At 70.6% G+C, this 25,660-nt stretch carries 19 protein-coding genes; 13 read left to right on the top strand and 6 right to left on the bottom strand.

Features of this window, described 5'->3' with window-relative positions; translation table 11 throughout:
• Positions 1–13 precede the first annotated feature (13 nt).
• From atpD to B0B14_RS09325, 3 genes are all read left to right on the top strand, one after another.
• Complete coding sequence (gene atpD / locus B0B14_RS09335) at positions 14–1,465, top strand: F0F1 ATP synthase subunit beta (RefSeq protein WP_076681117.1); 1,452 nt, start codon at positions 14–16, stop codon at positions 1,463–1,465.
• Between the two features lies 1 nt (position 1,466).
• The gene (locus B0B14_RS09330; protein WP_076681116.1) at positions 1,467–1,727 is read left to right on the top strand and encodes a F0F1 ATP synthase subunit epsilon; all 261 of its coding nucleotides are present in this window, start codon (positions 1,467–1,469) and stop codon (positions 1,725–1,727) included.
• A gap of 67 nt (positions 1,728–1,794) precedes the next feature.
• Positions 1,795–2,544: a YaaA family protein gene (locus B0B14_RS09325; protein ID WP_076681115.1), complete on the top strand. Its 750-nt coding sequence runs from the start codon at positions 1,795–1,797 to the stop codon at positions 2,542–2,544.
• 33 nt (positions 2,545–2,577) lie between these two features.
• Here the strand turns inward: B0B14_RS09325 and B0B14_RS09320 are convergent, their stop codons facing one another.
• Positions 2,578–3,054 (bottom strand): DUF4282 domain-containing protein, encoded by a 477-nt coding sequence (locus B0B14_RS09320; RefSeq protein ID WP_076681114.1) that lies wholly within the window; start codon positions 3,052–3,054, stop codon positions 2,578–2,580.
• A gap of 163 nt (positions 3,055–3,217) precedes the next feature.
• Here B0B14_RS09320 and B0B14_RS09315 point away from each other — a divergent pair, with 163 nt between their 5' ends.
• The 7 genes from B0B14_RS09315 to B0B14_RS09285 all read left to right on the top strand — a co-directional run bounded on the left by B0B14_RS09315 (position 3,218) and on the right by B0B14_RS09285 (position 14,657).
• Positions 3,218–4,021: a DUF5684 domain-containing protein gene (locus B0B14_RS09315; protein ID WP_076681113.1), complete on the top strand. Its 804-nt coding sequence runs from the start codon at positions 3,218–3,220 to the stop codon at positions 4,019–4,021.
• Between the two features lie 73 nt (positions 4,022–4,094).
• Positions 4,095–5,075, top strand: a complete 981-nt coding sequence (locus B0B14_RS09310) for an aldo/keto reductase (protein ID WP_076681112.1) — start codon at positions 4,095–4,097, stop codon at positions 5,073–5,075.
• A gap of 232 nt (positions 5,076–5,307) precedes the next feature.
• Positions 5,308–7,041 carry an ABC transporter ATP-binding protein gene (locus tag B0B14_RS09305; RefSeq protein ID WP_076681111.1) on the top strand — a complete coding sequence of 578 codons (1,734 nt, stop codon included), beginning with the start codon at positions 5,308–5,310 and terminating at the stop codon, positions 7,039–7,041.
• Entirely contained in the window at positions 7,038–9,128 is a 2,091-nt protein-coding gene (locus B0B14_RS09300) for an ABC transporter ATP-binding protein (protein ID WP_143733657.1), read from the top strand. Before B0B14_RS09305 ends, B0B14_RS09300 begins: the two co-directional genes overlap by 4 nt.
• 61 nt (positions 9,129–9,189) lie before the next feature.
• Entirely contained in the window at positions 9,190–10,047 is an 858-nt protein-coding gene (locus tag B0B14_RS09295) for a PP2C family protein-serine/threonine phosphatase (protein ID WP_076681110.1), read from the top strand.
• 66 nt (positions 10,048–10,113) lie between these two features.
• Positions 10,114–12,996: an FtsK/SpoIIIE domain-containing protein gene (locus B0B14_RS09290; RefSeq protein ID WP_083710422.1), complete on the top strand. Its 2,883-nt coding sequence runs from the start codon at positions 10,114–10,116 to the stop codon at positions 12,994–12,996.
• Between the two features lie 119 nt (positions 12,997–13,115).
• Positions 13,116–14,657: an APC family permease gene (locus B0B14_RS09285; RefSeq protein WP_076681109.1), complete on the top strand. Its 1,542-nt coding sequence runs from the start codon at positions 13,116–13,118 to the stop codon at positions 14,655–14,657.
• A 58-nt stretch (positions 14,658–14,715) separates the two neighbouring features.
• Here the strand turns inward: B0B14_RS09285 and ald are convergent, their stop codons facing one another.
• Both ald and B0B14_RS09275 read right to left on the bottom strand, forming a co-directional pair.
• Positions 14,716–15,831 carry an alanine dehydrogenase gene (gene ald / locus B0B14_RS09280; protein WP_076681108.1) on the bottom strand — a complete coding sequence of 372 codons (1,116 nt, stop codon included), beginning with the start codon at positions 15,829–15,831 and terminating at the stop codon, positions 14,716–14,718.
• A 52-nt stretch (positions 15,832–15,883) separates the two neighbouring features.
• Complete coding sequence (locus B0B14_RS09275) at positions 15,884–16,873, bottom strand: asparaginase (RefSeq protein WP_076681107.1); 990 nt, start codon at positions 16,871–16,873, stop codon at positions 15,884–15,886.
• Between the two features lie 53 nt (positions 16,874–16,926).
• On the opposite strand from B0B14_RS09275, the gene B0B14_RS09270 reads away from it, so the two are divergent.
• Positions 16,927–17,400 (top strand): OsmC family protein, encoded by a 474-nt coding sequence (locus B0B14_RS09270; protein WP_076681106.1) that lies wholly within the window; start codon positions 16,927–16,929, stop codon positions 17,398–17,400.
• A gap of 12 nt (positions 17,401–17,412) precedes the next feature.
• Here B0B14_RS09270 and B0B14_RS09265 read toward each other — a convergent pair whose 3' ends face one another.
• Positions 17,413–18,129, bottom strand: a complete 717-nt coding sequence (locus tag B0B14_RS09265) for a lysophospholipid acyltransferase family protein (RefSeq protein WP_083710518.1) — start codon at positions 18,127–18,129, stop codon at positions 17,413–17,415.
• Positions 18,130–18,307: 178 nt separating this feature from the next.
• Here B0B14_RS09265 and B0B14_RS09260 point away from each other — a divergent pair, with 178 nt between their 5' ends.
• A complete protein-coding gene (locus B0B14_RS09260) occupies positions 18,308–19,285 on the top strand; it encodes an FKBP-type peptidyl-prolyl cis-trans isomerase (RefSeq protein ID WP_256714318.1) in 978 nt (325 codons plus the stop codon).
• Positions 19,286–19,345: 60 nt separating this feature from the next.
• Here B0B14_RS09260 and B0B14_RS09255 read toward each other — a convergent pair whose 3' ends face one another.
• Entirely contained in the window at positions 19,346–23,377 is a 4,032-nt protein-coding gene (locus B0B14_RS09255; protein ID WP_076681103.1) for a S8 family serine peptidase, read from the bottom strand.
• Between the two features lie 123 nt (positions 23,378–23,500).
• Here B0B14_RS09255 and dxr point away from each other — a divergent pair, with 123 nt between their 5' ends.
• Positions 23,501–24,604 carry a 1-deoxy-D-xylulose-5-phosphate reductoisomerase gene (dxr, locus tag B0B14_RS09250; RefSeq protein WP_076681102.1) on the top strand — a complete coding sequence of 368 codons (1,104 nt, stop codon included), beginning with the start codon at positions 23,501–23,503 and terminating at the stop codon, positions 24,602–24,604.
• A gap of 105 nt (positions 24,605–24,709) precedes the next feature.
• Here the strand turns inward: dxr and pflA are convergent, their stop codons facing one another.
• Positions 24,710–25,657, bottom strand: a complete 948-nt coding sequence (pflA, locus tag B0B14_RS09245) for a pyruvate formate-lyase-activating protein (protein WP_256714343.1) — start codon at positions 25,655–25,657, stop codon at positions 24,710–24,712.
• Positions 25,658–25,660: the final 3 nt, after the last annotated feature.

Below are 25,660 nucleotides of genomic sequence, written 5' to 3'. Positions count from 1 at the left end.
GAAAGAGAAGACAATGACTCTCACCGCACCCGCAGGCACGGCCACCGCCGCCGTCGGCCGCGTCGCGCGCGTCACCGGCCCCGTCGTCGACATCGAGTTCCCGCACGACTCGATCCCCGAGATGTACAACGCGCTGAAGACGACGATCACCATCGACGGCGAGTCGACCGAGATCACCCTCGAGGTCGCACAGCACCTCGGCGACGACCTCGTCCGCGCCATCTCGCTCAAGCCCACCGACGGCATGGTCCGCGGTCAGGAAGTGCGCAACACGGGCGGGCCCATCACGGTCCCCGTCGGCGACGTCACCAAGGGCAAGGTCTTCAACGTCACGGGCGAGGTGCTCAACGCCAAGCCCGGCGAGGAGATCGAGATCACGGAGCGCTGGGGCATCCACCGCCAGGCTCCCAACTTCGACCAGCTCGAGTCGAAGACCACGATGTTCGAGACCGGCATCAAGGTCATCGACCTGCTGACGCCCTACGTGCTCGGCGGCAAGATCGGCCTGTTCGGCGGCGCCGGTGTCGGCAAGACGGTGCTCATCCAGGAGATGATCCAGCGCGTCGCGCAGGACCACGGCGGTGTGTCGGTGTTCGCCGGTGTCGGCGAGCGCACCCGTGAGGGCAACGACCTCATCCACGAGATGGAGGAGGCGGGCGTCTTCGAGAAGACCGCGCTCGTCTTCGGCCAGATGGACGAGCCGCCGGGGACGCGTCTGCGCGTCGCCCTCTCGGCTCTGACGATGGCGGAGTACTTCCGCGACGTGCAGAAGCAGGACGTGCTGCTGTTCATCGACAACATCTTCCGCTTCACGCAGGCCGGTTCCGAGGTCTCCACGCTGCTCGGCCGCATGCCCTCGGCTGTGGGATACCAGCCGAACCTCGCCGACGAGATGGGTGTGCTCCAGGAGCGCATCACCTCGACCCGCGGTCACTCGATCACCTCGCTGCAGGCGATCTACGTCCCCGCCGACGACTACACCGACCCGGCGCCTGCGACGACGTTCGCGCACCTCGACGCGACGACCGAGCTCAGCCGTGAGATCGCGTCGAAGGGCCTGTACCCGGCCGTCGACCCGCTCTCGTCGACGAGCCGCATCCTCGACCCGCGCTACATCGGCGCCGACCACTACCGTGTCGCCACGGCCGTGAAGCAGATCCTCCAGAAGAACAAGGAACTGCAGGAGATCATCGCGATCCTCGGTGTCGACGAGCTCTCCGAGGAAGACAAGGTCGTCGTCGCACGCGCACGCCGCATCCAGCAGTTCCTCTCGCAGAACACCTACATGGCGAAGAAGTTCACCGGTGTCGAGGGATCGACGGTTCCGATCAAGGAGACCATCGAGTCGTTCGACGCCATCGTCAAGGGCGACTTCGACCACGTGGCCGAGCAGGCCTTCTTCAACGTCGGCGGCATCGGCGACGTCGAGGAGAAGTGGGCGAAGATCCAGAAGGAGAACGGCTGACATGCCGCTCAACGTGCACCTCGTCTCCGCTGACGCGGAGGTCTGGTCGGGGGAGGCGTCGCTCGTCGTCGCCAAGACCGTCGAGGGCGAGATCGGCTTCATGACGGGTCATGAGCCCGTGCTCGCGATCCTCGCCGAGGGTCAGGTCCGCATCACCGAGCCGAGCGGCACGAAGATCGTCGCCAACGCGCAGGACGGGTTCCTGTCGATGGAAGGCGATGTCCTGACGATCGTCGCCGGCAACGCGGCCCTCATCTCCTGATCGCTTTCTCACGCACGCGCGCGCCGCTCGGGTCTCCCGGGCGGCGCGCCGTCTTTCCCGGATGCCCATGCTGATCCTGCTTCCCCCCTCAGAGACCAAGCGGCCCGGTGGCCGCGGCCGCCCGCTCGACTCCTCGGCGCTGGCCTTCGCGGCGCTCGCCCCGCAGCGCGACGCGGTGGTCGACGCGCTCGTGGCGCTGTCGGCTGACGAAGACCGCGCGGCGCGCGTGCTGAAGCTCGGCGCGACCCAGCGCGGCGAGATCGCCGTCAACGCGGCGCTGCGCCAGGCGCCGACGATGCCGGCGATCGATCGCTACACGGGCGTGCTGTTCGACGCGCTGGATGCGGGATCCCTCGACGGCACGGAGCGTCGCTGGCTCGGACGGCACGCGGCGATCCACAGTGCGCCGTTCGGTCTCGTCGGTGCGCTCGACCAGATCCCCGCCTACCGGCTCGGCGCCGCCGTCTCGCTCCCCGCTCTCCCTTCGCCCCAGCGCGTGTGGGCGGATGCCGTCACCGCCGCCCTCGCCGCGGAGGCGCCGTCGTTCGTGCTCGATCTCCGCTCCGAGGCCTATGCCGCCCTCGGGCCGGTGCCGCCATCCATCGCCTCGGTGTACGTCCGGGTCGTGAGCGAGCGCCCGGACGGTGCCGTACGGGCGCTCAACCACTTCAACAAGCATGCGAAGGGCGCGCTGACCCGGCGGCTGGCTCAGGACCGTCCGCGCGTCTCGTCGGTGCGGGGGTTCGTGCGGTGGGCGGATGCCGCGGGCGTCCGCGTGCGTCCGGGAGCGGACGGCGAGCTCGAGCTCTTCGCCTGACCCTTCGACAGGCTCAGGGGCCGCAGGGCGCGGTCAGCGCGCCGTTCGGTCGGTGTTCTTCGCGGTCTGCTGCGTGTTCTCGGCGACCGCGATGAGTGCGACGACCGACTCGATCACGAATCTCAGCACCACGATGGAGATGAAGGTCACCAGCGGCACGATGATCAGCGTCGCGATCAGCAGCGCGATCCCCGCGCCGATGTTCGAGGCCAGCATGAAGGCGATCGAGCGCCAGATCCCGCCGACGAAGTAGACGATGAATCCGATCGCGATCACGATGAGTCCCGCGAGGTAGAACACGCTCGCCAGGCGACGCGTGATGAACGTCTTGAACGACAGATCGAACAGCGCTGCGAGGAATCCCCGGCCGATGTCGTCGACGTCGCCGGTGAGGGTGGGAACGCCCGTGTCATCCGGGTCGAGGGTCTGCCCCGGCGTCGTCGCACGAGCCGCTTCGCTCGCCGGCGTGCGGGGGAGGGGCGGCAGCGGAGGAGGTGCCTGATCGCTCATGGGGAGTCCCTTCGTCCTCGCCAGGCTAGCGATGCGGGCCCGCTGTCGGCGAGTGTGACGCGCCTTCTGCACTCCGCGGCGTCAAGATCGCTAGCATGTGAGGCGCGGGGGCGGTCGTTCCCGTGCGGCGTCATGCCGTCTCACGACCTCGGGAAGGATTCCCATGTCACCTGACTACTCCGACGGCGTCGGTCTCGTCGCGGCTCTCGTCGCCACGATCATCGGCCTCATCTTCGCCTTCGGGTTCTACATCCTCAGCTCCTGGTTCCTCATGAAGATCTTCGACAAGGCGGGGGTGCAGGGTCGCTGGCGGGCCTGGGTCCCGGTCTACAACTTCATGGTGTTCTGCAAGCTGGGCGACCTGAGCCCGTGGCTCGTGCTCTACGGCATCGGCGCGTCGATCCTGCTCTCCTGGCTCCCTGTCATCGGCCAGCTGATCGGTGTCGCGGCGTTCGTCGTGACCCTGCTCGCCGCGTGGCGCGTCGGGCTCAAGCTGCAGAAGGAGGCGGTGTGGGTCATCCTGTACTTCTTCCTCAGCATCGTGTGGCTCGGCATCAACGCGTTCGACAAGTCGCGCTGGAACACGGCCGTCCCGGCCGCTCCGTGGGCGGGCAACGCCTTCCTCGGCGACCGCACGGTCTGGGCCGGCATCCCGAGCCAGGTTCCGTCGGGGGGCTTCCCGAGCAACCCCGTGACCCAGCCCGGATACCCGCAGGCCCCCGGCGCCTACCCGCCGCCGCCCGCCGGATACCAGCCGCCCGCGCCGCAGGGGTACGCGCCCCCGCCCGCCGCGGCCGCGCCTCCCGTGACGCCGCCGGCCGCCCCGCCGGTCGAGCCTCCTGCCGCTCCGGCCGCCCCTCCGGCGCCGTCGGCCGACTACCAGGCGCCGACCGTGACGCCGCCGCCCGCCGCGGACGGACCCTCGATCGACTTCGGCGGAGAGCCGAAGTCCGACGACAAGGCCTGATCGTCGCACCCAGAGACCCCGCACCGGAGACGGTGCGGGGTCTCTGCCGTCCGCAGCCGTTAGCGTGGACGACATGACCTCCGTTCCCCTCCGCCGCGTCGGCGCCTCCGGTCTCCTCGTCTCCGCCGTCGGTCTCGGCTGCAACAACTTCGGGCGCGCCGGCACCCGCACCGAGACGCTCGAAGGCACCAAGGCCGTTCTCGACGCCGCGATCGAGGCGGGCGTGACATTCCTCGACACCGCCGACATCTACGGCCGCGAGCCGGGTCTGTCCGAGACGCTCATGGGAGAGGCCCTCCGCGGTCGACGCGATGAGGTGGTCCTGGCCACCAAGTTCGGTCACCGCGACTTCCCCGCCGGTATCCAGGCCGGAGCGAAGGCATCCCGCTCGTACATCCGGGCGGCGGTGGAGGCATCCCTCACCCGTCTCCAGACCGAGTGGATCGACCTCTACCAGCTGCACTTCCCCGACCCGGCGACGCCCGTGGACGAGACCCTCGACACGCTCGGCGACCTCGTGCGCGAGGGCAAGGTCCGCTACCTCGGCCACTCGAACTTCGCGGGGTGGGAGATCGCCGAGGCGCACTACGTCGCGAAGGAGCGGTCCGCTGTGCCCTTCGTCTCGGCGCAGAACCACTACAGCCTGCTGCGCCGTGGCGCCGAGCGCGACGTGCTCCCCGCCGTCGAGCGCTTCGGTCTGGGCTTCCTGCCGTACTTCCCGCTCCACAACGGTCTGCTGACGGGCAAGTTCACCCGCGACGGCGGCCCGGAGGAGAGCCGCATCATGACGGTGCGCCCGCACCTGTGGCGCGACGCCCCCTGGGACGCCCTCGAGGCGCTGCAGGGCTTCTGCGACGAGCGGGGCATCACGATGCTCGAGGCCACGATGGGATGGCTGCTCGCGCGTCCGTCGCTGTCGAGCGTCATCGCCGGCGCCACGAGCCCCGAGCAGGTGCGCTCGAACGCCGCCGCGGCGACGGCCTGGACCCCGTCGGCCGATGAGCTCGCGGCCATCGACGCCCTCTTCCCGCTGCCCGCGGATCCCGCCGCCTGACCGGATGCTGCGCACGGCCTCACCGCCGGTCGCGTGTCCGTCTCCTGCTCGCGCTGCGCGAATGCGCGCAACGCGGACGCAGAGCACCACCGCGGCTCGGGGAGAGGCATCCGGTTCGCTCAGAGCGCACGTGGCCGTTTGTCGGCACGCGGCGACCGGGCGTAGCGTCTGATCTCGTGCGCGGTTCTCCGGGTGTCCCGGTCGTCAACGCCGTGCGAGGGAAGGATGTCCGTTGCTCGGCACACTCCTGGTGCGATACCTGAAGCCCGCGTGGCCGCTCGTCATCGCCGTCGTCGTCTTCCAGCTGGCCCAGTCGATCGCGTCGCTGCTGCTGCCGACGTTGAACGCCGACATCATCGACCAGGGCGTGGTGACGGGCGACATCGCCTTCATCTGGCGCACCGGCGGGATCATGCTCGCGATCAGCTTCGTGCAGATCGTCTGCGCGATCGTCGCGGTCTACTTCGGCTCACGACTGGCGATGGGCATGGGCCGCGATCTGCGCGATCACCTCTTCCACCGCGTGGTCGCCTTCTCCCAGCGTGAGATCGGTCAGTTCGGCGCGCCGTCGCTCATCACCCGCAACACCAATGACGTGCAGCAGGTGCAGATGCTCGTCCAGATGTCGGCGACGGTGATGGTCTCGGCACCGATCCTGGCGATCGGCGGCGTGATCTTCGCCGTGCAGCAGGATGCCGGTCTGTCATGGCTCATGGCCGTCGCCATCCCCGTCCTGCTCGTGGTCGTCTCGCTGATCATCGTGCGCATGGTGCCCGCATTCACGCAGATGCAGGCCCGCATCGACCGCGTGAACCAGATCATGCGCGAGCAGCTGAGCGGCATCCGCGTGATCCGCGCCTTCGTCCGCGAGACGGAGGAGCGCGCGCGCTTCCGATCCGCGAGCGACGGCGTCATGGACACCGCGCTGCGGGCGGGCAACCTGATGGCCCTGATGTTCCCCGCCGTCATGCTCGTGATGAACGTCTCGAGCGTCGCAGTGATCTGGTTCGGAGCGTTCGAGGTGCAGAACAGCGGCGTGCAGATCGGCACGCTGTTCGCCTTCCTCACCTACCTCATGCAGATCCTGATGGGCGTCATGATGGCGACGTTCATGTTCGTCATGATCCCGCGTGCGGCCGTGTGTGCCGACCGCATCGGAGCGGTGCTCGACACCGAGCCGTCGGTCGCCGCGCCGACCGATCCGGCCGCACCGCCCACCGCGCGCGGCCGGATCGAGTTCGACGCCGTGAGCTTCGCCTACCCGGGCGCCGACGATGCCGTCCTCCACGATCTGACGTTCACCGTGGAGCCGGGCACCACGACGGCCGTCATCGGCTCCACGGGCTCGGGCAAGACGACCCTGATCGGCCTCGTCCCTCGGCTGTTCGACGCGACCGCGGGGTCGGTGCGCGTCGACGGCGTCGACGTGCGGGACTACGACCCCGACGTGCTGTGGCGGCGGATCGGCCTGGTCCCGCAGCGCGCCTTCCTCTTCTCGGGCACGGTCGCCTCCAACCTCCGCTACGGCGGAGCCGATGCGACCGACGACGAGCTGTGGAGGGCCCTCGAGCTCGCGCAGGCGAAGGACTTCGTCGCCGCGATGCCCGAAGGGCTGGAGGCTCCCATCGCGCAGGGTGGGACGAACGTCTCGGGCGGCCAGCGCCAGCGGCTGGCGATCGCTCGTGCGCTGGTCAAGCGCCCCGACACGTACATCTTCGACGACTCGTTCTCGGCGTTGGATCTGAAGACGGATGCCGAGCTCCGAAGCGCCCTCGACACGCATCTCCCCGATGCGACCCGGCTCGTCGTCGCCCAACGCGTGTCGACGATCCGGCACGCCGACCAGATCGTCGTGCTCGAGCACGGCCGCATCGTCGGGATCGGCACGCACGACGAACTGCTGGAGTCGAGCGAGACGTACCGGGAGATCGTCGAATCTCAGCTCTCGGTGGAGGCGGCGGCATGAGCGCGGCATCGTCGGGCGCCCGCACCGGGGCCGTCGTCACGCCCTCGCCGCGCCGGATGCCGGTGTCCCGAGGTCCGATGGGCCAGGTGGGACCGGGGGAGAAGGCGCAGAACTTCGGACCGAGCGCCAAGAGGCTCCTCTCGACGCTGCGCGCCGACACGGCCCAGCTGATCGCCGTGCTCGTCCTCGGCATCCTGAGCGTGACGATGTCGGTGATCGGCCCGTGGGCGCTCGGCCAGGGCACGAACGTCGTGTTCGCGGGGTTCGTCTCCCAGCAGATGCCCGCCGGAGCGACGAAGCAGGACGTCATCGACCGGCTCATCGCCGGCGGCGACACGCAGCAGGCCGACATGCTCGCCGCGATGGACGTCGTGCCGGGGCAGGGCATCGACTTCACGACGCTCGGATGGATCCTCGCCGCGGTGCTCGCGGTCTACCTCTTCTCGTCGATCTTCGGATGGCTGCAGGCCCGTATCCTGAACGGCGTCGTGCAGCGCGCGATGAACCGCCTCCGCCTGCAGGTGGAGGACAAGATCCACCGGCTGCCGCTGTCGTACTTCGACAGGGTGCAGCGCGGCGAGCTGCTGAGCCGCGTCACCAACGACGTCGACAACATCGGTCAGACGATGCAGCAGACGCTGTCGCAGGTCGTGGTGTCGCTGCTCACGGTCGTCGGCGTGCTCGTCATGATGTTCGTCATCTCGCCCGTGCTGGCCGTCATCGCGCTCGTCACGATCCCGCTGACGATCGGCATCACGGTGGCGGTGGCGAAGCGCTCGCAGAAGCTGTTCGTCGCCCAGTGGGCAGCGACGGGCGTGCTGAACGCCCGGGTGGAGGAGACGTTCTCCGGACACTCGGTCGTCAAGGTCTTCGGGCACCAGAAGGAGGTGGAGGCCGACTTCCGCGCCGAGAACGCCGAGGTGTACCGGGCGAGCTTCGGCGCGCAGTTCCTGTCCGGCCTCATCATGCCCGCCATGATGTTCGTCGGAAACCTCGTCTACGTCGCGATCGCCGTGGTCGGCGGTCTGCAGGTCGCCACCGGCGCCCTCTCGATCGGCGGCGTGCAGGCGTTCATCCAGTACTCGCGTCAGTTCACCCAGCCCCTCAGCCAGCTGGGCTCCATGGCGAATCTCCTGCAGTCGGGTGTCGCCAGCGCCGAGCGGGTGTTCGAGCTCCTCGACGAGGCCGAGCAGACGCTCGACGCCGACCCGGCCGAGACGGCGCCGGAGACGGCGAGCCGTCTCCGCTTCGAGGACGTCTCGTTCCGCTATGTCGCCGACCAGCCGCTCATCGAGAGCCTGACCCTCGAGGCGGAGCCCGGATCGACCGTCGCGATCGTCGGCCCGACCGGCGCGGGGAAGACGACGCTCGTGAACCTGATCATGCGGTTCTACGACGTCGATTCCGGCCGCATCGTCCTGGACGGCGTCGACACGCTGCGCATGACGCGCGACGATCTGCGCTCGCGCACGGGCATGGTGCTCCAGGACACGTGGCTGTTCTCCGGGACGATCCGCGAGAACATCCTGTACGGGCGGCCCGAGGCCACCGAGCAGGAGATGGTGGATGCCGCGACCGCCGCGTACGTCGACCGCTTCGTGCACGCCCTGCCGGACGGGTACGACACGCTGCTCGACGACGAGGCGACGAGCCTCTCGGTGGGGGAGCGGCAGCTGGTGACGATCGCGCGTGCGTTCCTCGCCGACCCGCGCATCCTGATCCTCGACGAGGCCACCTCCTCGGTGGACACCCGCACGGAGCTCCTCATCCAGCGGGCGATGTCGCGCCTCCGGGAGGACCGCACGGCGTTCGTCATCGCCCACCGTCTGTCGACGATCCGCGATGCCGACCTGATCCTCGTGATGGAGAGCGGCACGATCGTCGAGCAGGGCTCGCACGACGAGCTCCTGCGCGCGAAGGGGGCGTACTGGCGGCTCTACAACGCGCAGTTCGAGGCGCCGGCCGAGGAGCAGGAGGCGCCGGAACGCGTCCAGGTCGTCGCGAATCCGACGCCTCCGACCGCCGGGATCCTGCTGGCGACCGAGGGGGCCGCCGAGGGGATCGCAGAGGAACCCACTAGGATGTGAGCACGTCGACGACGGTGCGTGCACCGGTTCGTCGGGTCGCGACTGAGGGGAGGAGGCGGCCATGACCGAGGCATCCACTCATACCCATTCCGTCGCTCTGCGCGATGGTCCGCTCGAGCTCTCGTGGGCGGAAGTGACCGACAAGGGGCGTCGCAGAGACGCCAATCAGGACGCGGTGTTCGCGACCTTCCCGCTCTTCATCGTCGCGGACGGCATGGGCGGCCACATCGGCGGAGAGATCGCGAGCGCGAGCACCGTCGAGCGTCTGCGCGACGTGGCCGAGGCCGGCATCGTGAACGCGAAGACCATCGAGAAGGCTCTCGCGCGCGCCGTCAAAGACATCGCGTCGCATCCCGAGACGACGGATGACGGCACCGGCACCACGGTCACCGGTGTGTACCTCGACACCAGCGGGGGAGATCCGCACTGGGTCACGCTGAACATCGGCGACTCCCGCGTCTACCTGCTCCGCGATTCCACGATCGCGCAGATCACGACCGATCACTCCGTGGTGCAGGAGCTCGTCGCCGCAGGCCGGCTCAGCCCCGAAGAAGCGGAGAGTCACCCGTACGGCAACGTCATCACCCGCGCGGTGGGCCCCAGCGACAGCGTGACGCCGGACTACGTGCGTCTCGACGTCGTCGACGGCGACCGCTTCGTGATCTGCTCCGACGGGCTCACGAAAGAGCTCACGGACTACGGGATCCAGCACTTCCTCGCGGAGAACAGCGATCCCGCCGACGCGGTGAAGGCGATGCTCGACGCGGCCCTCGAGAACGGCGGCCGTGACAACGTCACGATCATCGTGCTCGACGTGCATCGTCCCGGCGACGGGTCCGACACCGAACCGGGCGCCGGTCGCGGGTCATCGGATGCGGCGAACCTCGACGCCGACGGTTCCTCCCCAGACGAGGCCTGAGCCGCGGTCTCCGCGGGTGTCGCCTCCGCCTCCGTGCGGCGGCTCTCCGCAGGATTGCATGTCGGGGTGACCTCGACCTTCGTCCCGCATGCCGCTCGCGTCTTCTCGGCGTCGGGCTCCCCGCCCGCTGCGTCCGCGGCGCCTTCTCCGGCGCGCGCCACCGCCGACCTCCTACTGCCGCCGGCGTGGACGCCGCCGCCCCGGCCGCCCCTGCCCCTCGTGGCATCGGTCGTCCCCGTCATCGGCGCAGTGGTGCTGTGGGCCGTCACGGGGTCGATGCTCGCCCTGTGGCTGGCCGCGCTGGGGCCGCTCATCGCCGTCGCCACCGTGGCGGATTCCGCCCGTGCCACTCGTGCGGGGCGCCGACGTGCGGCGGTCGACGCCGCGGCGGCGCGTGCGCGGGTCGCGGAGGCGCTCGAGGCTCGGCACGACGAAGAGCGCGAGCGACTCCGGTCGCGACACCCGGATGTCGCTCGCTTCGTGACCCGCACGGGCGAGGTCTGGCGCACGGTGCCGGGTCGGGCGAGCGCGATCGTCGTCGGCACCGGGCCCACGGTGTGCGATGTTCGCCTCTCGGGTGGAGAAGGAGACCCCGACGCAGACGCGCTGCGTGCGCGTGCCGCGATGCTGGACGCCGCCCCCGTGACGGTCCCGATCACCGCGGGCCTGGCGGTCACCGGCCCACCGGTCCTCGCGACAGCCGTCGTCCGGGGCATCGTCCTGCAGCTCTGCTCCGCTCTGCCTCCGGGAGAGCTGCGCCTCGTCGGTCCCGCGCGGGGCGGCACGGCGTGGACGGCCGGACTTCCGCACCATCGGGCGACGTCCGGACTCGCCCTCGCCGTACTCGATCCCGACGACCCCGTGCCGCCGGAGGCCGACATCGTCGTCGCGCGGGCCGACGCAGGCTCCCCGCCACCGAGGTGCGCCGCCGTCCTCGCGGTGTCGTCGCCGGGTGCGGCGGTCCTCGATCACGGGGGAGAGGTGCGCGAACTCGCCGTGGAATGCGTCGCGGAGTCCCAGGTCGCGGCGATCGTGGCCGATCTCGCCGAACGCGCCGAACGGGTGCTCGGGATCACGACGGCCCAGGGCCCCGTCACTCTCGGCGCCGTCCTGGCGACGGCCCCGCCGCCGTATCGGGGCGGCCTGCCCGCGGTCGTCGGCCTCGCGGCGGGCGAGTGCGCGGTGCTCGACCTCGTCGCCGACGGGCCGCACGCGGTGGTCGCCGGTGTCACGGGATCCGGCAAGAGCGAGCTGCTCATCACCTGGATCCTCGCGCTGTGCGCCACCCACTCGACGCGCGAGGTCAGCTTCCTCCTCGCGGACTTCAAGGGCGGGACGGCGTTCGACGCTCTCTCCCGCCTGCCCCACGTCACGGGCATCATCACGGATCTCGACGGCACCGGCGCCCGACGGGCGATCGAGAGCCTGCGGGCGGAGGTGCGGTGGCGCGAGGCCGAGCTGACGAAGGCGGGCGCCCGAGACATCCTCGATCCGCGCGTCGAGCTCCCGCGGCTCGTCATCGTGGTGGACGAGTTCGCCGCGCTTCTGGGCGAGCATCCCGAGCTGCAGGCGGTGTTCTCGGATGTCGCGGCGCGTGGACGCGCACTCGGGATGCACCTCGTGCTCGGGACGCAGCGGATCGTCGGCGTCGTGCGCGACGCCCTGCTGGCGAACTGCCCTCTCCGGTTGAGCCTGCGCGTGACGGATGCCGGAGACAGTCGGGCCGTCGTCGGCACCGACGAAGCCGCCGCGCTGCCGGGCGGCGCCGCGGGGGCCGGCATCGCCCTCGTGCGACGGGCGCAGGACTCCTCACCGCGCCGTGTGCGCGTCGCCCTGTCGTCCCCCGACGATCCGGAGCGCATCGGCGCGGCGGCGGTGGGTCCTCGCCCGCGACGCCCGTGGCTGCCCGATCTGCCGACCCGGCTCGACCTGGCCGACGTGCGCCGACCGGGCGAGCGCGGTCTGGTTCTGGGTCTCGCCGACGATCCCGAGCGGCAGCATCAGGGTGCGCTCGTGCTGGAGGCGTCCGATCGCGGCCTGCTCGTCGTGGGAGGCCCGGGATCGGGCAAGACGACGGCTCTCGCGACGCTCGCCACCCAGGCGGTGGGCGGGGTCGTGCGTCTTCCGGCCGACGGAGAGGGGATCTGGGATGCCGTCTCGCGTCTGGCGGACGGGTGGCCCGGGGACGGGGGGATGCTGGTGATCGACGACCTCGACGCGCTCGCCGCACGTTTGCCGGGCGATCACGCCCAGGTCGTCCTGGAGCGCCTCGAGCGCGTTCTCCGGTCATCCGGCGAGACGGGACTGTTCGTCGCGGCATCCGCTCAGCGACTCACGGGGGCCGCCGCGCGCCTGGCCGATCTCCTCCCGCGCCGCCTCGTGCTCGGGGTGGCGTCACGGGCCGACCACGTGTCCCTCGGCGGAGACCCCGACCACTACACCCCGACGGCCCCACCGGGGCGTGGACGATTGTCCGGGCGGGCCGTTCAGGTCGCCGTCGCAGGGTCGCTCCCCGCGGCTCAGGCCCCGAGCGTGATCGAGTGGGCGCCGCAGACGTCCGTGACCGGACTCGTCGCGCGTCGGTCTGCGCTGCGTGCGGCGACCGAGGCGTGGGGGGAGCAGGGCGTCCGGGTGGTCTCGGTCGATGACGCCGCACGCGTCGCGGAGGTCGGAGCGCTCGCGGCGGACGGGCCACTCGTCGTGGTCGGCGATCCCGACGAGTGGCAGAGGCAGTGGAGGCTGCTCGGGCTCCTGCGCGACGAGCACGCCCTGGTGATCGATGCCGGGTGCGCCGCCGAGTTCCGCCTCCTGGCGGCCGACAGGCAGATTCCGCCGTACTGCGAACCGGGGCGGCGACGCGCCTGGCTCATCCGCGCGGGCGGAGCGCCCGAGCGCATCGCGCTGCCCGCGGGAGCCGGTCGAACCGCCGCCGACAGGCCCGCGACATGACGCGCGAGCCGTCCGCCGGACGAGTGGTGGCGGATGCGGCCGTGGACGGGCGCGACGCGCCGATACGACCGGTTCGGCGCCTCTCGCCACGGCGGCCCGGTGTGCGCTAGCGTCACGTCATGGCAACAACGCCCATCCGCCTTGACCGACCCGACGGCAAGGGGCTGGCGACCGGCTCGCTCGGACTGTGGGGCTCCACCGTCATCGGCCTCGCGTCGACCGCGCCCGTCTACTCCCTCGTCGCGACCCTCGGCTTCGTCGTCCTCGCCGTCGGCGCCCAGGCCCCGATCGCGTTCATCATCGCCTTCGTGCCGATGCTGTTCATCGCGTTCGCGTACCGAGAGCTCAACAACGCCGTGCCCGACTGCGGCACGACGTTCACGTGGGGCACGAAGGCGTTCGGGCCGTGGGTGGGCTGGATGGGCGGCTGGGGCGTCGCGGTCGCGGGGATGGTCGTGCTGGCCAACCTCGCCCAGATCGCGTCGATCTACTTCTGGGACCTGTTCGGCCTCGCGTTCGCGAACAACGACTGGCGTGTCCTCCTGGTCGCCGTGGCGTTCATCGCCGCGATGACGTGGGTGTCGTACCGCGGCGTCGAGATCGGCGAGAAGATCCAGAACGTCCTGCTCGCGATCCAGTACCTGGCCCTCGCGGTCTTCGTCGTCGCCGCGATGTGGCAGTACTTCACCGGCTCCGCCCCGAACCCGACGCCGTTCGACTGGCAGTGGTTCAACCCGGCCGCCTTCACCGACTGGTCGGGCTTCACCGAGGCCATCCTGCTCGCGCTCTTCATCTACTGGGGCTGGGACACGTGTCTCGCGCTGAACGAGGAGACGAAGGACCCCAAGCGCACCCCCGGGCGGGCGGCGCTGCTGACCACCGTCATCCTGTTGTTCACCTACGTCGCCGTCACCGTCGCCGCGATGATGTACGCCGGTCTCGGTGAAGACGGCACGGGCCTCGGCAACGAGGCGAACGCCGACGACTTCTTCCTGGCGATCAAGGACGGTCTGCTCGGTCCCTTCGGCTGGGTGCTCGTCGTGGCCGTGCTCATCTCGGCGGTGTCGTCCACGCAGACCACGATCCTGCCGACCGCCCGCGGCACCCTCGCGATGGGTGTGTACCGGGCGCTGCCGGCGAAGTTCAAAGACGTGCACCCGCGGTTCAAGACCCCGTCGTTCTCCACCCTCGTCATGGGCATCGTGGCGATCGCGTACTACGTCGGGATGTCGCTCATCAGCGACAACATCCTGCAGGACTCGATCCTGTCGCTCGGCCTCGCGATCGCGTTCTACTACGCCATCACCGGCTACGCCTGCGTCTGGTACTTCCGCAAGGACCTGTTCACGTCGGGCCGCAACCTCGTGTACCGCGGCATCCTGCCGCTGCTCGGGGCGCTCATGCTCACCCTCGCCTTCGTGCAGTCCGCGATCGACATGTACGACGTCGACTACGGCTACACCGTCCTCCTCGGCATCGGCGGCACGTTCGTCGTCGGCATCGGGTCGCTCCTGCTGGGCGTCGTCCTGATGTTCATCTGGTTCCTGTTCCCGCGGGCCAAGCGATTCTTCCGGGGAGAGAGCCTCAATCGCGAGACGCCGGTGCTCGTGCCGGAAGACACCGACACGTTCGGCCGGTCCATCGACGGCGGACTCGTCTGAGATCGCCGACGACGACCCGGCAGGACGGATCCGCCCTGCCGGGTCGTCGGGTCCGAGCTCAGACGAGGGCGGCCTCGAGCGACCCGACCTCGACACCGTGGGCCGTCGCGACCCCCGCGTTGACCACGGCGCCGCCGACGGTGTTGAGCCCGGCTGCGAGAGCCGGGTCGGCGCGCAGGGCGTCCTTCCACCCTCGGCGGGCGATCTGGCGGATGTAGGGCAGCGTGGCGTTCGTCAGCGCCGACGTCGAGGTGTTCGGAACCGCGCCGGGCATGTTGGCCACGCAGTACAGCACCGACCCGTGCACGGTGAAGGTCGGATCGGCGTGCGTCGTCGGGTGGGTGTCTTCGAAGCATCCGCCCTGGTCGACCGCGATGTCGACCAGCACCGATCCCGGACGCATCCGCGCGACCATGTCGTTCGTGACGAGCTTGGGCGCCTTCGCTCCGGGGATCAGGACCGAGCCGATCACCAGATCGGAGTCCACGACCGCGCGGTCGAGGTCGAGCGGGTTCGAGGCCGCCGTCTTCACCCGGCCCTGGAAGTGGTCGTCGAGGAAGCGGAGACGCTGGATGTTGGTGTCGAAGATCGTGACGTCGGCGCCCATGCCGGCCGCGATGACAGCGGAGTTCGCACCGGCGACACCGCCGCCGATCACCGTGACGCGCGCGGGCCGCGTGCCGGGCACGCCGGACATGAGCAGGCCGAGCCCTCCGGCCGAGCGCATGAGGGTGGATGCTCCGACCATGGGTGCCAGGCGTCCGGCCACCTCGCTCATCGGCGCCAGGAGCGGAAGGCCGCCCCCGACGAGCTGGACGGTCTCGTACGCGATCGCCGTCACGCCGTCGGCGATCAGGCGGTCGGTGAGGGGCCGGTCGGCGGCGAGGTGGAGGTACGTGAAGAGCACGAGGTCGTCGCGGAAATGACGGTATTCCGAGGCGATCGGCTCCTTCACCTTCAGCAGAAGCTCCGCGGTCGCCCAGACCTCGTCGGCGGTCTCGACCATGACCGCGCCGGCGGCCGCGTACTCGGCATCCGGCATCGACGAGCCGTCACCGGCGCCCCGCTGCACGACCACCTCGTGGCCCGCGGCGGCCAGGTCGTGCACGCCCGCAGGGGTAAGCGCGACGCGGTACTCGTTGTTCTTTATCTCGGTGGGGACGCCGATCCTCATCGATGGCTCCTTTCCGCTCCCGGGGGAGCATCCGTTCCTTGTGGGAACCGCTCTAGACGGTGGGGCGGATCGCCCCCACGTCGCGCCCGCCGCCGGAGATCGACAGCGGAAGCTTCGACATCGCGTCGGCGACATCGGAAGAGGGGAGGGCGCCGGCGCGCTCGAGCAGCCGCAGGGCGACCGCGGTGGCTGCCCGGTTCGACCCGTCGAGCATCTTCAGGGCGACCGTCGTGCCGTCGGGTGCGACCATGACCTGCACGCCCTCGGCGCCGCCCTTGGAGAAGACGCCGAGCCGCTCGATCGCGATCGTGTCGGGCCGGCCCGGTCCGTCGATGGTCCACGGGTTCTCGCGCACGGCCTGCACGAGCTCGCCGGCGCTGCGGTGGAGCGCGAACGGCGAGTTCGCCTTCGAGTTGCCGATGCGGTGGATGGCGCGGGCCAGGCCGAACAGGCTCATCGCGAACACGGGGGCGCCGCAGCCGTCGACGGCGGTGACGGGGAACTTCTCTCCCGTCAGTCGCTCCGCGGTCTCGCGGATGTGCAGCTGGAGCGGATGCTGCGGGTCGAGGTAGGTGGCGGTGTCCCACCCGTTCACGACGCACGTGAGCAGCATCGTGGCGTGCTTGCCGGAGCAGTTCATGCGGATGCGGGCGACCTCCGAGCGCTCCCGCACGAGTTCGTCGCGGGTCGCGGTGTCGGTCGGCCACGCGGGCGGGCAGGCGAGATCTTCCTCGCCGAGGCGCGCGGCGGCGAGGATGTCGCGGACGACGGCGACATGGCGGTCGGTGCCGGCGTGGCTCGCGGTGGCCAGGCCCAGGCGCTCGCCCTCGAGCGAGGCGCCGGCCGACAGGCAGGCGAGCGCCTGCACGGGCTTCAGGCTCGAGCGGGGGAGGAAGGGCGCGGTCACGTCGCCCAGGCGGGTCACGATCTCTCCGGCCGGGTTCAGCACGAGGGCGGATCCGGCGTGACGGGACTCGATGAATCCGCTGCGATCGACGACGGCGAGTTCGACGGCATCCGTCACGGCGAAGGTCTCGGGCACCGGTCCAGCCTACTGCCGGGCCCGCTGTCGGCGTGGCGTGACAGACTGACCGCATGATCGGCGAGCACCGCTATGCACTGGCTTCGACGTGGACCGGAAACCGGGGGAGCGGCACGAGCGGCTATCGCGACTACGACCGATCGGTGGAGATCGCCGTCGAGGGGAAGCCGACGCTCCTCGCCTCGTCCGACAAGCCGTTCCGCGGCGATCCGACGCGGTGGAATCCCGAAGACCTCCTCCTCGCATCGCTCAGCGAGTGCCATCTGCTGTCGTACCTGCACGCGTGCGTGACGGCCGGCGTCGTCGTCGTCGCGTACCGCGACGACGCATCCGGTGTCATGGTCGAAGACGGCCGTGGCGGAGGGGCGTTCCGAGAGGTCGTGCTCCGCCCTCGGGTGACCGTCGCCGACGCCTCGATGACGGATGCCGCCACCGCCGCCCATGCGCAGGCGCGCGAGTGGTGCTTCATCGCGAACTCGGTCAACTTCCCGGTGCGGCACGAGCCGACGGTCGTCGTCGCCGAGTGACGGCGCGGCCGCTCAGCGGCGCTCGTGCGGGAGGACCTGCTTGATGCGGTCGATCGGGTTCTGCGCCGGCACCTCGTTGTAAGCGTTCGCGAGCTCCTGGCCCGAGAGGCCGTGGATCGCGGCCATGATGTCGTCGGTGGCGAGGCGGCGGGCCTTGCCCGACTCCGCGGGGCCGTGGTGGGCCAGATCGAGGGGTTCGCCGAACTTCACCGTGATGCGGTGCTTCAGCGACGGCATCTTCGCGCCGACCGGCATGACGTCGTTGGTGCCGATCAGACCCACCGGGACGACAGGTGCGCCGGTCTGGAGGGCGAGGAAGGCGACGCCCGTGCGGCCCTTGTAGAGGCGACCGTCGAGCGAGCGCGTGCCCTCGGGATACAGTGCGACGGCTTTCCCGGCCTCGAGCAGCTGGCGCTGCTGACCCAGGGCGTCCATCGCCGCCTGGCCCGCTCCGCGCTGCACGGGGATCGCGCCGATCGCGGTGAAGAACTCCCGCGACACCCAGCCCGAGAAGCCCGTGCCGTCGAAGTAGCTCGACTTGGCCAGGAAGTGCACGGGGCGGGGGGCGGTGACGGGGATGGCGATCGAGTCGATGAACGACAGGTGATTGCTCGCGAAGATGACCGGCCCCGACTTCGGCACATTCGCCTTGCCCTCGATGCGGGGTCGATAGACCAGCCGCGCCAGCGGGGTGAGGATCATCCGCCCCACGAAGTACGTGAGGCCCATCGCGGTCTCGGGCGCATCGGCTGCGGCGGAGGATGCCGGAGGAGCCGGTTCGGCAGATGTCTCCTCGGAAGTCACCCGATCGAGGCTACTCCCGATTCCATTCCTTCGTCGGCATGACGTCTCCCAGCGGGGACGGAGGTTGCGTACGGCAGGATGGGGAGTCTTCCTTCCCCATTTCGTGAGGTCTTCCACCGTGCGCATCCGTCCGCTCGCCGCTCTGTCCGTCGCCGCCCTGTCGGTGCTTCTCCTGGCCGGATGCTCCGGCGCGAGCGAGCCCGATGCATCCGGCACCCAGACGCCAGCCGCAGGCGAGTGCACGTTCGGCGCTCCGTCGGGAGCCACGTCCGACGCCATCGAGGTCGAGGGCGTCGGCGCCGCGGCCACCGTGACCGTCCCTGCCGATCTGGAGTTCGCCGAGCTCGAGCGCACAGTCCTGTCGGAGGGTGACGGCGAGGAGATCGTCGCCGGCGACCTCGTGACCGTGACCTACCAGATCGTGGATGCCGCGACCGGCGAGGTGCTCGAGGACTCGGCCACCAGCCCCGCGGGCGACGGCGAGATCGTCCCCATGCTGCTCGACCCGCAGGCGATGTCGATCTTCGTCGCGGCCCTCGAGTGTGCGCCGCTCGGATCGCAGTCCGTGCTCGCCATCCCCGGTGCGATGCTCGGCGAAGGTGCGGCCTCGGTCGTAGTCGTCGCGCAGGCCGAGGAGACGCTGCCCACCGTCGCGACCGGCGCCGACCAGGAGCCCGTCGCCGGGATGCCCGCGGTCACGCTCGACGAGGACGGCAAGCCCACCATCACGATCCCGGATGCCGATGCGCCCGCCACCGTCGAGATCGCACTGCTCAAGAAGGGTGACGGCGAGACCGTGGCCGCAGGCGACGCGGTCGTCGTGCAATACGAGGGCGTGAAGTGGTCGGACGGCACCGTGTTCGACGGGAGCTGGCAGCGCGGCACCCCGTCGCAGTTCCAGACGACCGGCGTGGTCGCCGGATTCCGTCAGGCTCTGGAAGGGCAGCAGGTCGGCTCCCAGGTGCTTGTGGTCATCCCGCCGGAGTTCGGCTACGGCGAAAAGGAGGGCGACGCCCTGCAGTTCGAGACGCTCGTCTTCGTCGTCGACATCCTCGCCGTGCAGCACGCGGCGACCCAGTAGTCACCGACCGCACCACGACGGCCCCGCGGCATCCGCGGGGCCGTCGTCGCCTGTGGACCGTCAGTCGTCGACGAGGTCGTCGGCGGCGATCCCGACGGCGGTCAGTCGGCGTCGCACGGCGCTCTGCAGCTTCGCATCCTGCAAGAGGGCGCGGAGGGCCTCGCGTTCGCGCCGGCGCTTCGGCGTGGGCTCCTCGCCCTCCTTCGGCTCCTCGGTGTCACCGCCCCGCCAGACCGCCGCGGTCCGCACCCCTTCACGGGTGAACCGCGAGCCCCGCAGAGTCTTGCCCTCCGCCTGGAACAGCACCGTCCAGACGCCCGGGAACGGGGCGCCGAGCGCCTCTTCGAAGACCCCGGGGGCGACTTCGGCGAGACCGACCGTGATCACGGCACCGGAGGGGTCGGTCACGGTCGCCGTGACGGTCGCCCTCGCATCGACGGGGATGCCGTACTCGGTCAGCGTCGCGTGCAGGAGCAGCTTGGCTCCTGGCTCGAACGAGTCCTGCCGGAGGTCGACCGCCATGCGCAGGCTGCTCGACGCGTGCACGAGGAGCATCCCCTCGACGCCGCTGCGGCGGATCTCGGCCAGCTCCTCCCGCGTGACGCCTTCGTGCTTCGTCGCGCGGCGGACGGCATCCTTCGGCAGCTCCACACGGGCGAGCCAGGTTCCCTCGTGCGCTCCGGAGCCGATCGGCGTCGGCACGGTGACGCGGTAGTAGACGACTTCGTCGCCGACGCGCGTGTAGTTGCGCCCTCCCAGTCCGTCGACGAATCCGGGGTCGACGACGTCGCCGTCGGGCGTGATGAGGGTGAGCGACACGAGCCACGGATACCGCGTGAGGAGCACGACATCCAGCGTGATGTCGGTCTCGGTGACCGCGAACGGAACGTCCACCGTCTGACCGGGAAGGACGGCGACCGGCGGGTCGACGACGACCTCGTGGTTCTTGACGCCGGCGAGAACCTGCAGGAAGTACTTCGCCAGTCGATAGCGGCTGTCGGGGCCGAGATCGCCCGTCAAGACGCAGTATCCGCCCGTGCCTGCGGTGACCGTCGTGAGGGCGGCCGGCTTGATGTTCTCCGCGCGACCCAGCGCGACCGCGAACGTGCGATCGGTGATCGAGCCCGCGACGTCGCGGAGGAACTTGTCGCGGTTCTCGAATCCGTCGGTGAAGACGATGGTGGACTTCGTGTCGTAGCCGGTGACCGGGTTCAGTTCGCTCTGCCCGAGCTCGAGGCCGTCGCCGATCGAGGTCATCCCCGCGGTGTTGGTGGTGAAGAGGTCGATCTCGTCGCGCAGCATGTCGCGAGCGATGTCGATGCCCGCCGCGGGTGCGGCGAGTGGTCCTGCGGGCGGCACGAGCACGGGCGCGGCATCGGTGTCGAATGCCACGATGCCCACCGCATCCCCCTCCTGCACGTAGTCCACGAGGATGTTCGCCGAGTAGTGCAGCACGTCCATGCGCGTCGCCGACGCGACCCCGGATGCGGCATCCATCGATCCCGAGCGATCGAGCACGAGCATCACCGCGGCCGTGACGGGGGCGACGGTGTTCGCCTGGATCGGGATCGTCCACGTCTGATCGGTCTGATCGTGGCGCACCGTGATGCTTCCGGATGCCGTGGCTCCCGCGGTCGTGCCGGTGAAGGCGACCCAGATGAGGCCTTCCTCGAGCATCGCGTAGAGAGCGGTGCCGGCGAGCGAGTCGGTGGAGCCCAGCGGGAGGCTGAACGGAGCCGACGGCGGCGTCACCACCGAGAGCGTGGAGGCGTGGAGGCTGTGCACGTCGACGCGCACGGCGCGGAACGTGGTCTCGCCCTCGGGGATGTCGTTGAAGTCGAGCGTCTGCGTCACGAGGTCCGCCGTCCAGGCCGCGCGACGGACGGCGGCCAGCGCGTCGATGCGCCCCGCGCCGTACCACTCGCTGAAGGCCGGACCGAGGTAGCCCGCGTCGGTCGAGACGAGTCCGTTGACGTCGCGCCAGCGGCCGTCGGCGTCCGTGTTGGCGGCGTCGATGTGCACCGCCGTCTCCTTGAGGATGTCGCCCACCTGCTGCCAGTCGAGCTGCGGGTTCGCGGTCAGCATGAGCGCGGCGACGCCGGCCGTGACGGGGGTGGCGTACGACGTGCCGCCGAAGTCGGTCCGCCACGCACGGTCGGCGAAAGCGACGGGGGAACCGTTCGCGAAGCCGGCGGGCAGGGCCATGTTCAGCCCGATCCGACGGTTGCCGGCATCGACCGACGAGATCGTGCGGCCGCGCGAGGTCATCGCACTCGCCGGTCCGACGAGCACAGACCCGCCCACGACGGCCCCTGCGACGCTGTCGACGTCGATGGTCGTCGCGCCCGCGGCGCTCGCTGCACGCAGCGTCGTGGCGGAGGCGGCAGTACCGGGAACGGCCGTGCCGCCGGGCGTCGTGCGGTGCGTCGCGGTGAACGCGCCCCAGCTGCCCGGAGGGTTGTGGCCGGGCATCTCGGCGTCGTTCGAGAGGGCGCAGAAGTCGACGGTGGAGCCCCAGTTGCTGTACCAGGTCTTGCGCTGGGTGACACCGTCGGGCTCGATGGAGGCCGCGGCCACGCCGTAGCAGCGCGGGTACATGCTCCAGGGTCGGCGGTTCGGGCCGTCGAAGGCCGCCGTGGTGCTGCCGTCGAGGTCGACGGTGTCGTTGCCGGCCGAGAAGAACAGGAGCGTGCCGAGACCGTCGCGGCCGTCGTCGGTCACGGCATCGAACGTGTCCTGCATGAGCGCGGAGATCGGCGCGTCGACGCTGAAGCCGAAGCTGTTGGTGATGACGGCGGCCCCCTGCGCCAGCTGCGCCGGGAAGCCGGTCGCCGTGCTGTCGGCATCGAGCCCGGCGAGCCACAGGTAGACCTCCGCGTAGCGCGCCTCGGTTCCCGGGTGCCGCGTCGCCAGCAGCCGCGTGTTTCCCGCCACCCCCGAGATCCCGGTGGCGTCGTCGTCGCGGCCGGTGATCGCCGATGCGCAGCACATGCCGTGATCGGGGGAGACGCCGGCGTTCGTGGCGTTGTGGTTGTCGACCATGAGACCGAAGTCGAACAGCTGGACGATCTTGTCGCGGCCGTCCGACACGGTTCCCCCGATCGCGGGATGTCCGGGGTCGACGCCGTTGTCGACGACGGCGACGATGAGGTCGGGGTCGCCGAACGTGCGCGAGGGGTCGAGGTCGCGGAGGACCTGCCAGGCATCGGGGATCCCCTCGAGCGGGAAGTCCCACTGCTGCGGGAAGAGGAAGTCGTTCGGGGTGACCGTGTCGGGGATCACCGTGGAGGCGAGGTCGGGCTCGGCATAGCGCACGCCGGGTTCGGCGGCGAGCCGCTCGACCTTCGCGAGCAGGTCGTAGCCTCCGCCCTCCGGCGAGCGGAGGAGGTAGGTGTTCGGCAGGGCCGAGAAGCGCTTGACGACCTCGAACCCGTGCCGGGCGGCGAGGTCGACGGCATCGGCCTCGCCCGGGAGCAGGGACACGTGCACGGTGCCGGTGAGGAACGAAGCCGATCGGTCGGAGAGCTGCACGAAGGCCCCGACCTCTTCGACACCGGGCGCGTCGGCCGTGCGACGGATCATGTCGCGCACGGCGTCGTCGATCGCCCGCGCGCGGCGGGAGAATGCACCGGGCTCATCGGCATCCGGCTCGCTCTCCAGGTCGGCGATGCGCAGCGCCCTGATCGTCGGGTCGGCGAACTCGACGACCTCGATCCCGGGCGCATCGGGGGCCGCGGCGTCGGGTGACACCGTGCGCACGCCGATCGCGTCGAGCACGGGGCGGAACGGCACGCGCACGCGCCCCCGGAAGTACGACGGCCATCCGACCGGGCCGAGCACGAACTGCTCCACGCCGTCGTCTCGGTGCGGATAGCCGCCGCCGATGTCACGCGCATCGGGAGCCAGCCCGTCGGCGATGACCGAGATCGACGCCGGCGTGGTCGGCAGCGCGTCGAACACGGCTCTGCCCCGCGCATCCGTCTCCACGGTGACCCGGGAGCGCTCGGCGTCCGTGCGCGTGACCCGGGCTCCCGAGACGGGCGCGCCGTCCATCGCCGTGACGTGGACCGTGAGGATGCTGCTCGTTGCCATGACTGCGTCTCCCATCCGTCCGCGCGGTCGCGGGCGTCACGGGGAAGAGCGGAGTCGCGGGGACGCTGATACAGCCCGGCTTCCCGAAGCGGCCTCGATCGTCGCGCTCGGTAGGCTCGGAGGATGCGACGCGTACTGATCCTCGGCTCGACAGGCTCGATCGGAACGCAGGCGCTCGACGTCATCCGGGCCAACGCGGATCGATTCGAGGTGGTCGGGCTCTCGGCGGGATCGAACCGCGAGGCTCTCCAGGCGCAGGCCGAGGAGTTCGGCGTCGAGCACACGGCGCTCGGCGCAACCGAGGCGGAGCAGCTGGTGCGGGATGTCGAGGCCGACGTCGTGCTCAACGGCATCACTGGCTCCGTCGGGCTCGGCCCCACCCTGGCGGCCCTGGAGTGCGGGCGCACGCTCGCCCTCGCCAACAAGGAGTCCCTCATCGTGGGCGGCGATCTCGTGACCGCGCTCGCCGCACCCGGGCAGATCGTCCCGGTCGACTCCGAGCACTCCGCGATCGCGCAGGCCCTGCGCTCGGGCGTCCACGGCGAAGTGGGACGGCTCGTCCTGACGGCCTCGGGCGGACCGTTCCGCGGACGCAAGCGCTACGAGCTGGAGAACGTCACCCCGGCGGAGGCGCTCGCGCACCCCACGTGGGACATGGGCCGGGTCGTCACGACGAACTCGGCGACCCTGGTGAACAAGGGGCTCGAGGTCATCGAGGCGCATCTGCTCTTCGGCGTGCCCTACGACGACATCGCCGTCGTGGTGCATCCGCAGTCGATCGTGCACTCCATGGTGGAGTTCGTCGACGGATCCACGATCGCGCAGGCCTCTCCGCCCGACATGCGGCTGCCCATCTCGCTCGGGCTCGACTGGCCGCACCGGGTGCCCGGGGTGGGCGCGCCGCTGGACTGGACGATCGCCTCGTCGTGGACGTTCGAGCCCCTCGACGAGGATGCCTTCGGCGCGGTCCGCCTCGCCAAGCGCGTCGGACGCGCGGGCGGCACCTACCCCGCCGTGTTCAATGCGGCGAACGAGCAGGCCGTCAACGCCTTCCATGAAGGGCGCCTGCCGTTCCTCGGCATCGTCGCCGCGGTCGAGCATGTCGTCGACCAGCACGAGGCCCCGGGTGAGCTCACTCGCGAGTCCCTCGCCGAGGCCGAGACATGGGCTCGGGATGCGGCGGATCAGGCGATCGCGAAGGGAGTGCCTCGCGTCCGCCACCTCTGACGCGGCCGGGAGAGCATCGACCGGCCCGCTCACGAAGCGATCGCGAGCAGGCCGGTCGGAACAGCCCGCCGTTGGGCTCCTCGACCGCGGGTGGGGAAGCCGCGGTCAGTAGGTCGTGAGGCCGTGCGCGCGGAACTGGACGCGCACCCGCTCGGTGAGCTCGACGCTCGGGGCAGCCGTGCCGTCGAGCTCGTAGTCCCGCCCGATGGCCTCCCACTTGGAGCGGCCCATCTGGTGGAACGGCAGCACTTCGACGCGCGTGACGGTTCCGGGGCGGATGCCGTTCAGGGACGACGCGTACTCCGCGATCCTCTCGACGTTCTCCCACGCGTCGGTGAGTCCCGGCACCAGGACGAATCTGATCCACACCTCCGGGCCGTGCCCGGTGAGTCCGCGCGCCGCCAGTCGTCGCCCGAAGTCGAGCGTCGGCTGGAGTTCGCGGCTCGTCGTCCGCGCGTACGTCTCCTCGTCGCCCGCCTTGACGTCGAGCAGCACGAGGTCGACGTCGTCGAGCAGGTCGTCGCTCGCGTTCGCCCCGAGATAGCCCGACGTGTCGATCGCCGTGTGGATGCCGAGCTCGTGCGCCCCGTGCAGGATCCGTGCGGCGAAGGCGGGCTGCATGAGCACTTCGCCTCCCGAGAGGGTGATCCCGCCGCCCGTGGCCTGGAACACGCCGAGGTAGCGACGCATCCGCGACAGCAGCTCCTCCGCCGTGACCGGCGTGCCGTCCTTCATCGCGAACGTGTCGGGGTTGTGGCAGTAGAGGCAGCGCAGCGGGCAGCCGCTGAGGAACGTCGTGAGGCGGGTTCCCGGGCCGTCGACCGCGGTGACGAGCTCCCACGAATGCACCGAGCCGAGCTCGCCCGATCGCATCGCGGCGAGGCGCTCAGCGCGCTCCACCTCGACGACGTCGAGCCCGTCGAGCCCGTGGCCGGCGCGCGGTGCCGACGGCGCGCGCCCGACGCCCCGTCCGCGCGAGGCGGGGGCGTCGAGGCGCGTCGCATCGGCGGGGAGCGGTGCGCTCCCCGCCCCGGGCGGGGACACCCGGATCATCAT

The sequence above is a fragment of the Microbacterium sp. RU33B genome (assembly GCF_900155915.1).
In the GTDB taxonomy this organism is placed as follows: domain Bacteria; phylum Actinomycetota; class Actinomycetes; order Actinomycetales; family Microbacteriaceae; genus Microbacterium.
This window is presented reverse-complemented; position numbering and strand designations above follow the sequence as displayed.

Coding starts and splice junctions, on each gene's coding strand:
- B0B14_RS09310 (WP_076681112.1), top strand. CDS start 4,095: ATGACCTCCGTTCCCCTCCGCCGCGTCGGCGCCTCCGGTCTCCTCGTC.
- atpD (WP_076681117.1), top strand. CDS start 14: ATGACTCTCACCGCACCCGCAGGCACGGCCACCGCCGCCGTCGGCCGC.
- B0B14_RS09330 (WP_076681116.1), top strand. CDS start 1,467: ATGCCGCTCAACGTGCACCTCGTCTCCGCTGACGCGGAGGTCTGGTCG.
- dxr (WP_076681102.1), top strand. CDS start 23,501: ATGCGACGCGTACTGATCCTCGGCTCGACAGGCTCGATCGGAACGCAG.
- B0B14_RS09320 (WP_076681114.1), bottom strand. CDS start 3,054: ATGAGCGATCAGGCACCTCCTCCGCTGCCGCCCCTCCCCCGCACGCCG.
- B0B14_RS09315 (WP_076681113.1), top strand. CDS start 3,218: ATGTCACCTGACTACTCCGACGGCGTCGGTCTCGTCGCGGCTCTCGTC.
- B0B14_RS09285 (WP_076681109.1), top strand. CDS start 13,116: ATGGCAACAACGCCCATCCGCCTTGACCGACCCGACGGCAAGGGGCTG.
- B0B14_RS09325 (WP_076681115.1), top strand. CDS start 1,795: ATGCTGATCCTGCTTCCCCCCTCAGAGACCAAGCGGCCCGGTGGCCGC.
- B0B14_RS09300 (WP_143733657.1), top strand. CDS start 7,038: ATGAGCGCGGCATCGTCGGGCGCCCGCACCGGGGCCGTCGTCACGCCC.
- pflA (WP_256714343.1), bottom strand. CDS start 25,657: ATGATCCGGGTGTCCCCGCCCGGGGCGGGGAGCGCACCGCTCCCCGCC.
- B0B14_RS09270 (WP_076681106.1), top strand. CDS start 16,927: ATGATCGGCGAGCACCGCTATGCACTGGCTTCGACGTGGACCGGAAAC.
- B0B14_RS09255 (WP_076681103.1), bottom strand. CDS start 23,377: ATGGCAACGAGCAGCATCCTCACGGTCCACGTCACGGCGATGGACGGC.
- B0B14_RS09295 (WP_076681110.1), top strand. CDS start 9,190: ATGACCGAGGCATCCACTCATACCCATTCCGTCGCTCTGCGCGATGGT.
- B0B14_RS09265 (WP_083710518.1), bottom strand. CDS start 18,129: ATGGGCCTCACGTACTTCGTGGGGCGGATGATCCTCACCCCGCTGGCG.
- ald (WP_076681108.1), bottom strand. CDS start 15,831: ATGAGGATCGGCGTCCCCACCGAGATAAAGAACAACGAGTACCGCGTC.